The organism is Pseudalkalibacillus decolorationis (assembly GCF_024609785.1).
Lineage (GTDB): Bacteria > Bacillota > Bacilli > Bacillales > Fictibacillaceae > Pseudalkalibacillus > Pseudalkalibacillus decolorationis.
This window is the reverse complement of the sequence record NZ_JANHJQ010000001.1, coordinates 46,818-61,337: the sequence shown is the minus strand read 5'-3', so window position 1 is coordinate 61,337 and position 14,520 is coordinate 46,818. Positions and strand designations below refer to the sequence as shown.

12 protein-coding genes are annotated in these 14,520 nt (G+C 39.8%); 11 read left to right on the top strand and 1 reads right to left on the bottom strand.

The window, feature by feature from the left end; translation table 11 throughout:
• Positions 1 to 2 precede the first annotated feature (2 nt).
• From NON16_RS00315 to NON16_RS00285, 7 genes are all read left to right on the top strand, one after another.
• A complete protein-coding gene (locus NON16_RS00315; RefSeq protein ID WP_257345870.1) occupies positions 3 to 2,801 on the top strand; it encodes a 1,4-alpha-glucan branching protein domain-containing protein in 2,799 nt (932 codons plus the stop codon).
• Complete coding sequence (locus tag NON16_RS00310) at positions 2,802 to 5,210, top strand: sugar phosphate nucleotidyltransferase (protein ID WP_257345868.1); 2,409 nt, start codon at positions 2,802 to 2,804, stop codon at positions 5,208 to 5,210.
• Positions 5,211 to 5,401: 191 nt separating this feature from the next.
• Positions 5,402 to 5,551 carry a 50S ribosomal protein L33 gene (rpmG, locus tag NON16_RS00305; RefSeq protein WP_257345865.1) on the top strand — a complete coding sequence of 50 codons (150 nt, stop codon included), beginning with the start codon at positions 5,402 to 5,404 and terminating at the stop codon, positions 5,549 to 5,551.
• Between the two features lie 221 nt (positions 5,552 to 5,772).
• Positions 5,773 to 6,339 (top strand): 5-formyltetrahydrofolate cyclo-ligase, encoded by a 567-nt coding sequence (locus tag NON16_RS00300; protein WP_257345863.1) that lies wholly within the window; start codon positions 5,773 to 5,775, stop codon positions 6,337 to 6,339.
• 21 nt (positions 6,340 to 6,360) lie between these two features.
• Positions 6,361 to 6,987 carry a molybdenum cofactor guanylyltransferase gene (locus NON16_RS00295; RefSeq protein WP_257345861.1) on the top strand — a complete coding sequence of 209 codons (627 nt, stop codon included), beginning with the start codon at positions 6,361 to 6,363 and terminating at the stop codon, positions 6,985 to 6,987.
• 279 nt (positions 6,988 to 7,266) lie between these two features.
• Entirely contained in the window at positions 7,267 to 8,640 is a 1,374-nt protein-coding gene (gene nhaC, locus NON16_RS00290; protein ID WP_257345859.1) for a Na+/H+ antiporter NhaC, read from the top strand.
• Between the two features lie 157 nt (positions 8,641 to 8,797).
• Entirely contained in the window at positions 8,798 to 8,974 is a 177-nt protein-coding gene (locus NON16_RS00285) for a hypothetical protein (protein WP_257345857.1), read from the top strand.
• A 153-nt stretch (positions 8,975 to 9,127) separates the two neighbouring features.
• On the opposite strand, the gene NON16_RS00280 is transcribed toward NON16_RS00285, so the two are convergent.
• Positions 9,128 to 10,000, bottom strand: coding sequence for a hypothetical protein (locus NON16_RS00280; protein ID WP_257345855.1), 873 nt, complete (start codon positions 9,998 to 10,000; stop codon positions 9,128 to 9,130).
• Positions 10,001 to 10,095: 95 nt separating this feature from the next.
• Between NON16_RS00280 and NON16_RS00275 the strand changes: the two genes are divergently transcribed.
• The 4 genes from NON16_RS00275 (at position 10,096) to NON16_RS00260 (ending at position 14,274) form a co-directional block, all read left to right on the top strand.
• Positions 10,096 to 11,145 (top strand): M42 family metallopeptidase, encoded by a 1,050-nt coding sequence (locus NON16_RS00275; protein ID WP_257345853.1) that lies wholly within the window; start codon positions 10,096 to 10,098, stop codon positions 11,143 to 11,145.
• Between the two features lie 192 nt (positions 11,146 to 11,337).
• Complete coding sequence (locus NON16_RS00270; protein ID WP_257345851.1) at positions 11,338 to 12,798, top strand: spore germination protein; 1,461 nt, start codon at positions 11,338 to 11,340, stop codon at positions 12,796 to 12,798.
• Positions 12,799 to 13,086: 288 nt separating this feature from the next.
• The gene (locus NON16_RS00265) at positions 13,087 to 13,284 is read left to right on the top strand and encodes a YqgQ family protein (protein WP_257345849.1); all 198 of its coding nucleotides are present in this window, start codon (positions 13,087 to 13,089) and stop codon (positions 13,282 to 13,284) included.
• A 24-nt stretch (positions 13,285 to 13,308) separates the two neighbouring features.
• Positions 13,309 to 14,274: an ROK family glucokinase gene (locus NON16_RS00260; RefSeq protein WP_257345845.1), complete on the top strand. Its 966-nt coding sequence runs from the start codon at positions 13,309 to 13,311 to the stop codon at positions 14,272 to 14,274.
• The last annotated feature ends 246 nt before the right edge of the window (positions 14,275 to 14,520 follow it).

Genomic DNA, 14,520 nt, shown 5'->3' with positions numbered 1-14,520 from the left:
CGATGAAAGGATATTTTGCATTCGTCTTACATGCTCATCTCCCTTATGTTCTCCATAAAGAATCTGGTGCATTAGAGGAGCGCTGGTTGTTTGAGGCAATTACTGAGAGCTATATTCCGCTTATCTGGGGATTGGAAGAACGAGCTTCCAACCACACCCAATATACGCTATCACTATCACCGCCATTACTCGAAATGCTAGCTGATGAGAGATTAATTGATCGCTATCTTCAGTATATTGATAATACGTTTGATCTCATTGAGAAGGAATCGAGTTACGTTTCCAGCCACGAGGAAAGTGAAGTTGTTTCATTTTATAAAAAACGTTACCAGAGAATTAAACAAACATTTTTAGAATGGAATGGAAATTTAATAGCAGCCTTTCGATTTTACGTTGAGAAAAATAAACTAGAATGCCTCACATCATCCGCAACACACGCCTTCTTACCGTATTTGCTAACTGAACAAGGAATACGTCTTCAGATTCAGTTCGGTATTCAATGCTTCGAACATCACTTTGGCTTCAAACCTGATGGGTTTTGGTTACCTGAATGTGCGTTTACGCCTGGTATTGATAAAGTTCTTTACGAGGAAGGTGTACGGTATACATTTGTCGATGAAGGAACGATTCGTGGATTAGATCCCACTCCAAAAAATTGTCACGTTCCAACTTTTTCCCCACACGGTATTGTTCTGTTTCCAAGACATAACGAGGTTTCCCGAAAAGTTTGGGATGCACAAACGGGTTATCCAGGGGATCCGAATTACCGGGAATTTTACCGGGATATTGGATACACACGCGAGTTTGAATACATTAAAGACCATATTCATCCAGAAGGAATTCGGGTCGATACAGGATTGAAGTATCACAAAATAACAGGTGAAACGGAAGAAAAAGAATCCTATGTTAGGAAAGTTGCTCTTGATCGTGTAGTAGAGCACAGCAATGATTTTGTACATTCGATCACTGGATCATTGAATGAGAATAGGGATAATGATGATGGCGCTCCCCCGCTTACACTTGCTTCATTTGACGCAGAACTATTCGGTCATTGGTGGTATGAAGGTCCAGAATGGATTTCCGCATTACTTGAGCGAGGAAAGAATCAGTTATCGTGGATTACCCCGAAGGAATATATTAAACGTCATTATCAATTGATAGAAACACATCATGCAAGCTTTTCTAGCTGGGGTAGAAATGGTTTCGGTGAGGTCTGGCTCAACGACAATAATGCATGGATCTACAGACATCTCCACGAAATGGAACGTCAGCTGATTAAACTTTGTGCAGTAGATCAACAACAAGCTCATTTGACGAAACAAGCGATAAAGCTACTAGCGAATGAATGGATGCTTGCAGCTAGTAGTGACTGGGCATTTATTATGGACCAACAAAGTTCAAGTGAGTATGCAATCCGAAGAATTAAAGATCACTTAGGCGTTTTTAATACACTTAAAACAGCAATTGAGAATAACAGCATCACTCCCCACTTACTTCAAAAGATTGGTTCAAGGTATCCATTTCTCGAATGTTGTGAAATGCCGAATATAACGTCTGAACACGATCAATATATCGCTTCACAACAAGTACCCCCGACCAATGATGGGGATGAAACCACGATTCTAATGCTTTCTTGGGAATTTCCTCCCAATGTTGTTGGAGGACTTGCGCGGCATGTATATGATTTGTCTAGAGCGATGGCTAAAGAAGGGCATTCCGTATACGTTATTACGAGTGCTGTAGATGGTAGTCCTGATTTTGAAGTGATCGAAGGTGTCCACGTTTATCGGGTGCGAGGTAAGCAACCATATCATGAGGATTTTTATCACTGGTCAGGAAGTTTGAATCTTGCTATTTCAGAACTAGCGTTGAAATTAGCAGAAAAGGTGAAATTCGATTGCATACATGCACATGATTGGATTGTCAGTGTTTCAGCAAAGGGGCTTCAACAACGTTTCAATCTTCCCCTTATTGCGACGATACACGCAACTGAGCATGGGAGGAATAATGGCATCCACACAGACCTTCAAGGAGTTATTCACCATAAAGAGTGGGAATTAATGTACGAAGCAAAGCATATTATTGTTTGCAGCACCTTCATGAAACATGAACTGAAAGCGATTTTTCAAGTTCCAGAAGAAAAGATCGCGGTTATACCAAATGGAGTAGACCCTTTATTATGTCGTACAGCTACGACTACGGGTAGTTGGAAGCATAAGTTTGGTAATGAGCAGGACTTTTATATATTTTCATTAGGCAGGATCGTTCCGGAAAAAGGATACGCTGTGATGATCGATACAGCTTCCTTATTAAAAGATCTTCATCCTTCCATTAAATTTATTATTGCAGGAAGAGGTCCGATGCTTGATACGTACAGGTCTTCTGTAAAAGAAAGAAACTTAGAAAATAACGTCTTTTTTATCGGTTACGTATCAGATGAGGAGCGAAATATGTATATGTCTAATTGTGATGCTGTTCTATTCCCAAGTCTTTATGAACCTTTTGGAATCGTCGCATTAGAGGGCATGGCTGCAAGAACACCAGTAATTGCTAGTGATACAGGCGGGCTGGACGATATTATTGATCATAATCAGAATGGATTAAAGGTGTATGCTGGTAACCCTGAAAGCATGCGCGATCAAATATTAGTACTTTATGAAAACGGAAACTTAAGCAAACATTTAGTTGAAAATGCCTGGTCCGAAGTAACAAGTAGATATAGTTGGGATCATATTGCAGTAAAGACAGCTAATGTGGTGAAACAATTTACGAGAAAACCGATTTTGACAGGAGGGGAATAAATGAAGGGTGTAATCATGGCAGGAGGTAAGGGAACTCGCTTACGTCCATTGACCTGCAATCTACCAAAACCAATGGTACCCATTCTTGAGAAACCAGTTATGGAATACGCTATTGAATTGTTAAAGCGGTACGGAGTTACCGAAATTGCAGTGACAGTCCATTATTTGCCCGATCAAATCAAGCAATACTTCGGAAATGGAAATCAATTTGGCGTTGAATTGCATTATTTTGAAGAAACGACCCCTCTCGGTACCGCTGGCAGTATTAAGAATGCAGAAGAGTTTCTTGATGAACCGTTTATCGTTATAAGTGGAGATGCGCTAACTGATTTCAATCTTCAGGCTGGTATTGATTTTCATAATCAAAAAAATGCCCTCGCTACTATTTTTATGAAACAAGTGGAAACTCCGTTAGAATACGGGGTAATCATGACGAATGAAAGCAATCGAATTGTGAGGTTTCTTGAAAAACCGAGCTGGAATGAAGTTTTCAGTGATACTGTAAATACAGGAATTTATATACTAGAGCCGGAGATCTTCCGTTATTTACAGAAGGATGTACCAACGGACTTCAGTAAAGACCTGTTCCCATTATTAATGAAAGAAAACGAAGGACTGTATGGCTTTCAATCTGAAGGATATTGGTCAGATATTGGTAGCTTAAATCAATATCGAAAGAGCCATGATGATTTCTTGGATGGATTAATTGACCTACCCATTACCGGTAAAGAAATTACTCCAGGAGTATATGTTGGTCAAAATGTTGTAATAGAAGAGCTTGCCACAGTAAAAGCTCCTGTGTATATTGGCTCGGGTACGATCGTTAGGAAACACGCTAAAATCCTCCCATACACCGTGATCGGAGCCCATAGTAAAATTTCTCCGTTCGCCTCATTAAAACGGTCCATTTTATGGAATGATGTATACGTTGGAGTTGGATCTGAATTACGTGGAACAACGATTGCTTCTAGCACTTCCTTAGACGAAGCATCTTGTCTTTATGAACATAGTGTCATCGGAAACCAGGTGCACATTGGTAAGAAGGTCACTGTTAAACCGGAAGTGAAGGTATGGCCAGAGAAAGGTATTATCGATAATACGATTGTGCATACCTCATTAATTTGGGGTAAAAAGACGACGAGATCATTGTTTACGAGTCGTGGGATTAGTGGAATTGCTAATATTGAAATCACACCGGACTTCGTCGCAAGGGTAGCCTCAGCTTATGGATCCGTATTATCTCAAGGAGGTTTACTCGGGGTCGCATCTGATGATCATCCATTTTCCGAACTGATCTTGAAGGCTTTTGTTCAAGGGCTTCACTCAGCTGGGATACACACTGTTGATATATCGCCAACAATGGCGCCAGTTCTTCGTTATATCATCGAACAAGAGGAGTGGGTAGGCGGAGTCTATATTCGATTCTGTAACCACCATAATGAAATGCTTGTTGTTATAGAGTTATATGACGAGAAAGGGTTATCTATTGATGGAGGGATGGAAAGAAAGATCGAAAATGCGTTTTGGCAGGAGGATTATCGAAGAGCTCCTTTCGATAAAATTGGCATCGGGATGCATGAATCAGGGAAATCAGAAAGATATATGAAAAAGGTCTTGAATGGCGTCAATATCCGTAGTATTCAAGAATGTGCATTTCAAATCGTATTGAATGCGAATGGATCACCGTTCTCGATGGTGTCAAAGCTATTTGAGCGACTTAACTGCAGTGTAATCACAGTTCCATCCGAAACCTCCCAAGAAAATATGATTGGAGTCGTTCAAGCTACAGGGTCACATTTGGGAATATGGATCGATCAATCTGGTGAAAGGCTACAAGTGATGACAGAGGATGGAAGCTGGTTGGATGAAGACCAGATGCTTTCTCTTTACGTCTTATTAGCCTTTGGAGATCATCAACTTTCCCAATATGCAGTTCCGGTTTATGGATCATCTGAACTTGATCAATTAGCCGATAAGCTGAATGGGACATTGATCCGAACGAAAGCAGATGCGAGGTCCATTCTTGAGGTAGGAGGAACCGTACTTAATGTCCAATACGATGCCATTTTCGCTCTCTCCTCCATTCTAAATATGATCTCAAGCCGTCAAATGCCGCTCACACAGCTTGTGAAAATGCTGCCTGAGATCCGTTTGATCAGGGAAAGCGTACAATGCCCTTCCAGAGTTAAAGGAAGGGTGATGCGAAAGTTGATGGAGGAAACAAAAGGACAACAGATTGACCTAGTCGATGGTATAAAAGTATATCATCCTGGAGGTGGTTGGACACTCATCTTACCCGACATCGTAGATCCAACCTTTACAGTGTACTCTCAAGGACCTGATCTTGAGAGCGCGAGGGAAAAGTCGAAATCTTACGTCCATAAAATCAAGTCCTTTCAACAAATGTAGAAGCCCAGCGATATGCAAGAAAGCGTTAAAAGTAGAGAAAGAGTATCTTGATTGTTTGGTGAATATTTGATATGATACAGGGGTGTCATTTGACAATTAGACGAAATCAACGAAATGTTAAGCACTCATCCATCCGCGTGGTGGTTGATTCGTAGCGCTTAATCATTGTAGATAGTTTGGAGGGAAAGAACATGCGCGTACAAGTTACATTAGCTTGCACAGAAACGGGTGACCGTAACTACATCACTTCAAAGAACAAACGTAAAAACACTGACCGTATTGAGCTTAAGAAATACAGCCCAAGATTGAAGCGTCACACACTACACCGCGAAACAAAGTAAAACAGTAGGAGTACTCCTGCTGTTTTTTTCTTGAGTAAAGAAAGTATAAAAGTTTGCGGCATGGATGTAATGTCCAGCTTCAGCGCCCAACCACTTGGATCACTTCAGGCCTCCTGCGGCGGCAACAGCCTCCTCGTCGATCTTCCAGTGACCTTCGTGGCTAAGCAGGGCGCTTGCGCTTTTCTTAATACATTTTTTTCAAGTGCAGAAGGAGAACCTTTATGACGAAAAAAGAAATACGCCAAAACATTCAAAAGCAACTCGTAAAAATGCCAAAGCGGGATAAAGAGAAGTTATCCGAACAAATTAGAGGAAAATTATTTGCGACAAAAGAGTGGGAAGCTGCACATACGATCGGAGTTACTGTATCCCGTGGCACAGAAATAGATACATATTCTATCATTCGGCGTGCTTGGGAAGATGGGAAGGTTGTGGCAGTCCCGAAATGTCATCCCTCAGACTTTTCAATGAGCTTTCACAAACTAGAATCATTCGATCAGTTAGAAACCGTTTATTATGGATTGAAAGAACCAATTATTGAAAAGGTAGAACCTGTTTTCCCCGAACAAATTGATTTACTAATTGTACCTGGTCTCGCATATGATCAAGGTGGCTACCGTATTGGCTTTGGTGGAGGTTATTACGACCGCTATTTACAGAGATACTCTAATCGAACCGTATCATTGCTACTCCCAATACAGCTCGTTCATGATTTACCGAAAGAGTCGTTTGACCTACCTATTGATTGCTTAATACTTCCTGATAAGGTTAAATATGTACGAAAGTAAAAGAAGAGGTAGGAGCCGTTTATGAACAAAGTTTCTAGAAACACATATACAGGCATTACTTTGGCAGGGGGACAATCTAGACGATACGGGACTCCAAAAGCACTTGAAACGCTTGACGAAGAGCCTTTTTATAAACGGAGCATACGCTCTCTTCAACCGATTGTGGATAAACAAATACTTGTCGTACATCCGTCGTTGCAACTACAGATGAGTCAAGAGTATAAGGGATTCATGATAACGGATGAGCCGGAGTTTGCAGGGCATGGGCCTTTAGCAGGTATATTCAGTGCAATGAATCAGGTGACCACATCTCATTATATCGTTCTTGCTTGTGATATGCCGTTAATGGATACAGAGACCTTACAATTACTTAAGGCGGTACAACCCTTTGCTTTAGAAGAGAGTTGTATCGTACCTGTGGTCGAAGGAAGAACCCAACCTCTCGCGGCCATTTATCCAGCTTCTGCAAAACGAGTGATCTACCATCTTTTAACGAGTGAAAAAAGACGGTTGACTGACTTGCTTAATCATTTGAGTTGTATGTACATCAGGTTTGAATCCCCACGGCGAATTTCTGCATTTCAAAATGTAAATACCCCTAAAGATTACCTGCAAATCACTAAAAGTCAGTTTGATGATTTAAATTAAAATGAGAAGTAAAAAGATGTTCCCCAAGTGGATCATCTTTTTTTGCGCGCCATATGAATTTTATTTTCGTCGATAAAGTGCTTTTGACTAATTTTCAACTTAGTTTTTGCTCAAAATACTAAGTTAAGCTCGAATCGAAATCCGGGAAAAATCTTGACGAATCTTGGTGGCAGGCTTATAGTAGAAGGTGCATTTATACTTAAACGCACAAAAGCACAAAAGCATTAAAAAAAATAGAAATTAACATAAAAACGTAGGTGCGAACTGGAGAGGATTACGATGACAACTAAGAAGCAACTCACATTTTCGTTATTAACGTTATTCTTGATTATGGGAACTATTTTATATTCGATGCTCGTACTTAAAACGGAGCCACATATCCCCCTTCTTATTTCATTGGTGCTTATCTCACTTTTAGCGCTATTATTTGGCTTCAAATGGGAAGTGATGGAGAAGGGAATTGTTCAAGGAATTACGATAGGTATTAAACCAGTGCTCATTCTAATGGTGATTGGTATGCTGATTGGAACTTGGATGATGAGTGGAACAGTTCCGACACTGCTTTATTTTGGTACCTCGTTTATATCTGCAGAATGGTTTACAATTAGTGCTCTTGCGGTAACGATTATTGTATCAACCTTTACAGGAAGTTCCTTTACGACAATCGGTACCGTAGGGGTTGCGTTAATGGGACTTTCAGCAAGCCTTGGGATTCATCCGGGTCTAGCTGCTGGTGCAATTATATGCGGAGCCTGTTTTGGAGATAAGATGTCTCCTTTATCAGACACGACAAATTTCGCTCCAGCTGTAGCTGGGGTTCAACTATTCCGTCACATCCAACACTTAATGTGGACTACAATTCCTGCATTGCTATTAACGTTTATCATATTCATCGTAATTGGCAGTGGATCAGGAGTGTCTGGATCTTTATCTACTATTGAAACAGTTCAAGACAGCCTTCAGGAGTTTTTTAAGATAAGCGGTTGGACACTTATCTCACCCCTGATCGTCATTATACTCGCTGTGAAGAGAGTGCCTACACTACCTGCATTAATGATTGGTGTTATTACTGGAATAGCGACGGTTCTAATTGTACAAGGTCAGTCTTCTATAGCTGAAATATTAAGTATGCTACAAAATGGATTTGAGGGAAATTCAGATGACAAAATAGTTAATGAAATTGTGAATCGTGGCGGAATTCAGTCGATGATGTGGTCAATCTCATTAATCTGGATTGCCTTGGCACTTGGAGGACTTGTACAATCAGTTGGTATATTAAAAACGCTCATGGATACTCTTGAAAATAGAATAAAAGGAATGGGAAATACGATCGCTACAACAGCTTTATCCTCGATCGGTGTGAACGTTCTGACAGGAGAACAATACCTGTCAATTCTTATTCCAGGTCAAACGTTTAAAGCCAAGTTTGAAAAGGAGAAATTAGGTCTCCCAAACCTTTCCCGTACGCTAGAAGATGCGGGAACACTCGTGAACCCTCTTATCCCATGGGGGGTTAGTGGTGCCTTTTTTGCTTCCACCCTTGAAATAAGTGTTCTCTCTTATTTACCATATGTGTTCTTTCTTTACTTGTCTCCGATTTTTACAATCTTGTTCGGTTATATTGGAATTGGAACAAATGTATCCACAAAGTAAATACTTGTAATTAGGATTGACCCCTAAGAGAAGGATTTTTGGGAGGTTGATCCTTTTTAGTTCTACGTTAAGAAAGTATAAAATTTCGGTTGCATAGATGTAATGTATATTCCTAACCTGATTATCAGATAGTAAGGATAGAAAGGTGGGAGTATTAATGAAGTTTGGTTTAATTAAATGGGTTGCAGTGTTAGTTGTAACTGTTTTTGCGTATCAAAACCGTTATCGTTTGTTAAATATGATTCTGGGTATGCGACTGCTGAGAACAGTAGCCGTTAGAGGCTTAATGCGGATTCCGGGTATTAGGGGGAAAATGGTCCAAGATCTCTTTTGATGGATTTATGGAACAATTATCCTTTTCCTAATTACCTTCATCAACGTATTCACTTTTTTCTTACACGTTAAGAAAGTATAAAAATACTTTCTATAGTATAAGCGCAACTAAGGAGATCGCCGGCGCTAAGGCTTGGCGCTAGCCAAGTTTTCTTTAAGGGTCAATGAATTGGATGAATTGAACCTCTTTACCCGATGCCGTTTTTGAAAGGAAGATTAGGTGGCTCATATTTTTGTGAAAGAGTAGTAATGGCATGGTGCTTCCAATAGGAGATTCAATATGTCCTTCATATTTCACACCAAGAAAATAATTTTTATAAATGCCTTCCCACAATCCACCGACGACCTTGTCGGTTTTTTCTTTTGATAAACCAGGAAGTGAGTGATTGGTATACATAACGAGTTGCGTAAAAGGAATCATAAAATACTCATCGGTTGGGATGTTGTAATAGTTAATTAAGGAATCCCAAACCATTTTAAGCTGTTGGTCAGTAGCATGATCTAATATTTTTTTGTTATCTTTGTCCTCTACAGTTTCAGGTGTTTTAAAGGACTCTAACGGTTGAAGAGGTGTATCGATTACATAAAGCTGATCATAGCTCATCGTTTGTGCACTTTTAATCACATCATTTGGATAATGAAGTTCTGCATGGTGAAAGCTAATTGCCTCGAAATGCCCACTATCTTCACTCATCATCGTTTTTTCCTGTTCAATTTTATCGGTATCTTCCGTCCATCTTGATGAGGTTTCCTTCAATCGTCCATCCTCAAAGAGAAGAGAGATATCCTGACGTAAATACGCATCTTTCCCTATTGTTGAATTGACTTTCCAACGAATTGAATATTCATCCTCATCCTCTTCTTCTAGTAACTTTAGGGTTGTAGAGGCTGAGGTAAACGTTACAGAAGAATCAATCGGAAAGAAGATAATACTTTCCTTTATTTTGTTATTTTGGTTATCATGGAAATAGAGAAAAACTCCAATTATTGTGACCAGAATTCCTGCAATGATTGCTAGCTTTTTCATACATTCTTAACCCCCATGGGACAGACTATCATTACTACGATATGTTTTACGTGGGGGAATTAGAAGAGATTTTTATAATCGAAAGGGGAAGGGAAATGAATCATAACAACAAAACGAATGAAGTGATGAACCTGATCAAGGAGCTCGTATCGATTCCGAGCCCGTCCGGCAATACAGATAAAGTTATTAATTATGTGAGCGAATATTTCAATGAATTAGGATATGAAACAAGGAGAAATCGTAAGGGTGGACTCCTAGTTACTATTGGGGGTAAAAATAAGAAGAGGCACCGTTTTTTAACGGCCCATGTTGATACACTTGGCGCAATGGTTAAAGAAATCAAGCCGAACGGTAGACTTAAGTTATCCATGATTGGTGGATTTCGATGGAACCATGTTGAAGGTGAGTATTGTCAAATCCAAACGGCAGAAGGTAAGGTGTATTCAGGTACAATCTTAATGCATCAAACTTCTGTTCATGTTTATAAGGAAGCGGGTGACGCTAAACGGGATGAGAATAATATTGAGGTTCGTATTGATGAACGTGCTTCTAGTGAAGAAGAGGTAAAGAATCTGGGAATCTCTGTTGGTGACTTCGTATCCTTTGACCCTAGGGTAGAGGTAACAGAGAGTGGATATATTAAATCCCGTCACCTTGATGACAAAGCAAGTGTAGCCTTATTAATGGATGCGGTAAAAGCCTTAAAAAATGAAGGACATGAACTTCCGCATACAACTCACTTTCTAATTTCGAATAATGAAGAGATCGGTTACGGTGGAAACTCGAATATTCCTGAAGAGGTGGAGGAGTATCTTGCAGTGGATATGGGTGCAATTGGCGATGGACAAGCTACGGATGAATATACCGTCTCAATCTGTGCAAAAGATTCAAGCGGCCCCTATCATTACGAGCTGCGAAAGCATCTAGAACAGCTTGCAATAAGACATGACGTTGAGTACAAAACAGACATATATCCTTACTATGGTTCAGATGCATCTGCAGCAATTCGGGCGGGCTTCGATATTAAGCATGCATTAATCGGACCTGGAATCGATGCTTCCCATGCATTTGAGCGCACACATGAGACCTCTTTATATCATACAGGAAAGTTAATCGAACACTACTTAAAATCAGAAATGAAATAATTTTCAGGAAAACACGACACCCTGTTTTAGGTGTGATAAGCGTTGGATATTTCTGATCAAGAACCTGCTTTCTAGCGTTAGACAGAATAACAAAGTTTTAAACTTTCTTACCCTTTTATAAAAAAGACCCTTCCTTATAGTATGCCATTAACCAAATTGGTTAAAGATGGTAACTGAAAGGATGGGTTTTATATGTCTGAGCATAAAAAAGTACCAGCTATTAAGGATTATGAAGCTACAATTACATATGTAAAAAAAGAATTAGGTATCGGTATTAGCTTTGACCAAATCCATCTGGAGCTAGAATACGCAGGAAGACGGATGAGTCTTTTTATGATCGATGGCTTTACGAAAGATGAGATCATGCATTTTTTGATGAAGCTTTTAGCCGAACTTGAGCCTGAGCAGCTTGAACCTGATCCACTAACTAGATTGATGAAAACATACCTTCCTTACATGGAGATAAGTAAAGAAAAAGATCTTGAAAAGGCAATTGACTTTTCACTTGGTGGTCCTACGATGCTTATCGTTGATGGTGTAGATACAGTTATTATCCTAGATGCTAGAACGTACCCTGTCCGTAGTCCAGAAGAACCAGATCTCGAACGGGTGGTACGTGGAGCGAGAGATGGATTTGTTGAAACAATCATTTTTAATACCGCTCTTACACGAAGGAGAATACGAGATCGATCACTTCGCATGGAATACATGAGTGTAGGAAGACGTTCACAAACTGATATTTGTATCTCTTACATTGAGGACATTGCAGACCCTCATATCGTCAAAAAAATAAAAGATTCTATTTCAAAAATTGATACAGATGGGTTGCCAATGGGTGAAAAAACAATTGAAGAATTTATTTGCGGCAGACATTGGAACCCTTACCCTCTTGTACGATATACAGAAAGACCAGATACAGCAGCGGTTCACTTATATGAAGGTCATGTTCTCGTATATGTTGACGGCTCTCCAAGTGTCTTAATTACACCAGCTACTTTTTGGCATCACCTTCAGCATATGGAGGAATATCGTGAGAAGCCGGTTGTCGGTGCCTATTTACGATTGGTTCGGTTCTTTGCTGTTTTCCTATCGATCTTCTCTTTACCATTGTGGTACATTATGGCTACAAATCCTGAATTATTGCCGGAGCAAATGAAATTTATCGGTCCAGAAAAGTTTGGAGAAATTCCACTCTTTCTTCAGTTTTTCTTGATTGAGATAGGTCTTGATATACTACGAATGGCAACCGTTCATATCCCATCTTCATTAGCAACTGCTCTTGGATTAGTAGCGGCAATCCTAATTGGGCAGGTTGCAGTTGAGGTCGGTCTATTTATTAATGAGGTCATACTCTATATTGCAATTGCAGCAATAGGTACATTTGCAACACCCACATATGAGATGAGCCTCGCAAATCGTCTTGTAAGACTTGCTTTGTTAATTGCAGCTGCATTGTTTGGGGTACCAGGCTATTTTATATTAACAACACTATGGATCATCATGCTCGCAAAACTGAAGTCATTTCATGTTCCATATCTATGGCCGTTCATCCCATTTTCTTATCGAGGATTTCGTGATGTTCTTATACGTTCACCAATCCCTCTCAAAAATCGAAGACCTAAAGTTCTGCATACAAAAGATCCAGATCGTTAAAAGCTGCCAAATCGGCAGCTTTTTCTTTTACGTAAAGAAAGTATAAAAATTTGCTGCATAGATGTAATGTCTAGCTCCAGCGCCCAGCCACTCGGATCACTTCAGTCCCCTTCCGGCGGCAACACACTGATTTGCATCCTGTGTATTCCCACGCAGGGCCGAACTTGTTTGGACCGAGCCTCCTCAGTAGCCTTCCAGTGACTTTCGTGGCTAACCAGGGCGCTTCCGCTTTTCTTTTTGATTCATATTTTTATAAGAACAATGATATAATGGCAAAAGGTGAAAAATATGAAGACATTATATGACGTTCAACAGGAACTAAAAAGGTTTGGCTCCTTTATTTATACGGGGAATCGAAAGGCAGACCTTGAGCTAATGCATGATGAAATACAAGAGTTATTCCAAAATGGTCTACTCGATCGTACTCAATACATGAGTGCCTTATTGATTTTACGGGGCGAATTAAGAAAATGTCCGAAAGAATAAATAGAAACTAAGGATGAATACAAGATGAAACAGAAATTATTAATTGGCGTTGACATAGGCGGTACCACGATAAAAATGGCTTTTATAAATATGAATGGTCAGATACGGGAACAGTGGTATATCCCTACCGATACGAGTGAAAAAGGTAAACAAATTAGTAATGATATCGCCAACTCAATTCGTGATCATTCCTTACAGTTGAACATTCCATATGACACCTTCGCAGGGATTGGGATGGGTGCACCTGGTTTTATTAATATGAAAACAGGATTTATTTATAATGCTGTTAATTTGGGATGGGAAAACTATCCTTTGAAAGACGATTTGGAACTTAAATCCGGACTACCTGTGTATATTGATAACGATGCGAATATAGCAGCACTAGGTGAGATGTGGAAAGGTTCTGGAAACAGATCTGACGACTTGATTTGTGTAACACTTGGTACTGGTGTTGGCGGAGGTATTATTTCCAATGGAATGATTCTTCACGGAGCCAATGGGATGGCAGGCGAGATTGGCCATATGACAGCTGTTCCACAGGGCGGTGCACCTTGTAATTGCGGAAAAACGGGTTGTGTAGAAACAATTGCATCAGCAACAGGTATTGTTCGAATTGCAACGGAAGGGCTAAGTAAATACCCTGAGAGTCTTTTAAATCAAACGTACGATATAAATAGGAGTTTGACGTCTAAGGATGTTTTTGAATGTGCAAGTAAAGAGGATCAATGGGCGGTTGATGTCGTCCAATTTGTGTCTCTACATCTTGGATTAACAATTGCGAACCTTGCAAATGCACTGAACCCATCAAAAATAGTCATTGGTGGTGGAGTATCTAAAGCAGGGGAGCGATTGCTTGAACCACTACAAGAAGTATTTAATCAATTTGCACTGCCACGTGTAAGAGATAAAGCTGAACTGGTGATAGCGAGTCTGGGTAATGATGCAGGTATAATTGGTGCAGCGTGGCTTGTGAAAGAAAACATATCCTGAATTTAGATGTACGTAAAAACCACTATAATTGCGAATAATCTATTCGAAGATTTACTTAGATTGAATTCGTACAAGCAATGAACCATTAAATTACTGGTAAAAAGGTAACGAGTTACAAGTCCTGAATAAATGAAAGGTTCCATTGGGAAATGTGAAGAAAGTGTGAATTATAGATATCTTGTCAAAAGTATGAAACCTTTTATCTTATTTATACGTCTATAGGTTTAGAGCTTGTTTACATAGGGG

What these genes read in the sequence shown, in the direction of transcription:
- NON16_RS00270 (WP_257345851.1), top strand. Translation starts at nt 11,338, where the DNA reads ATGTCTGAGCATAAAAAAGTACCAGCTATTAAGGATTATGAAGCTACA.
- rpmG (WP_257345865.1), top strand. Translation starts at nt 5,402, where the DNA reads ATGCGCGTACAAGTTACATTAGCTTGCACAGAAACGGGTGACCGTAAC.
- NON16_RS00280 (WP_257345855.1), bottom strand. Translation starts at nt 10,000, where the DNA reads ATGAAAAAGCTAGCAATCATTGCAGGAATTCTGGTCACAATAATTGGA.
- NON16_RS00275 (WP_257345853.1), top strand. Translation starts at nt 10,096, where the DNA reads ATGAATCATAACAACAAAACGAATGAAGTGATGAACCTGATCAAGGAG.
- NON16_RS00285 (WP_257345857.1), top strand. Translation starts at nt 8,798, where the DNA reads ATGAAGTTTGGTTTAATTAAATGGGTTGCAGTGTTAGTTGTAACTGTT.
- NON16_RS00310 (WP_257345868.1), top strand. Translation starts at nt 2,802, where the DNA reads ATGAAGGGTGTAATCATGGCAGGAGGTAAGGGAACTCGCTTACGTCCA.
- NON16_RS00295 (WP_257345861.1), top strand. Translation starts at nt 6,361, where the DNA reads ATGAACAAAGTTTCTAGAAACACATATACAGGCATTACTTTGGCAGGG.
- NON16_RS00265 (WP_257345849.1), top strand. Translation starts at nt 13,087, where the DNA reads ATGAAGACATTATATGACGTTCAACAGGAACTAAAAAGGTTTGGCTCC.
- nhaC (WP_257345859.1), top strand. Translation starts at nt 7,267, where the DNA reads ATGACAACTAAGAAGCAACTCACATTTTCGTTATTAACGTTATTCTTG.
- NON16_RS00300 (WP_257345863.1), top strand. Translation starts at nt 5,773, where the DNA reads ATGACGAAAAAAGAAATACGCCAAAACATTCAAAAGCAACTCGTAAAA.
- NON16_RS00260 (WP_257345845.1), top strand. Translation starts at nt 13,309, where the DNA reads ATGAAACAGAAATTATTAATTGGCGTTGACATAGGCGGTACCACGATA.
- NON16_RS00315 (WP_257345870.1), top strand. Translation starts at nt 3, where the DNA reads ATGAAAGGATATTTTGCATTCGTCTTACATGCTCATCTCCCTTATGTT.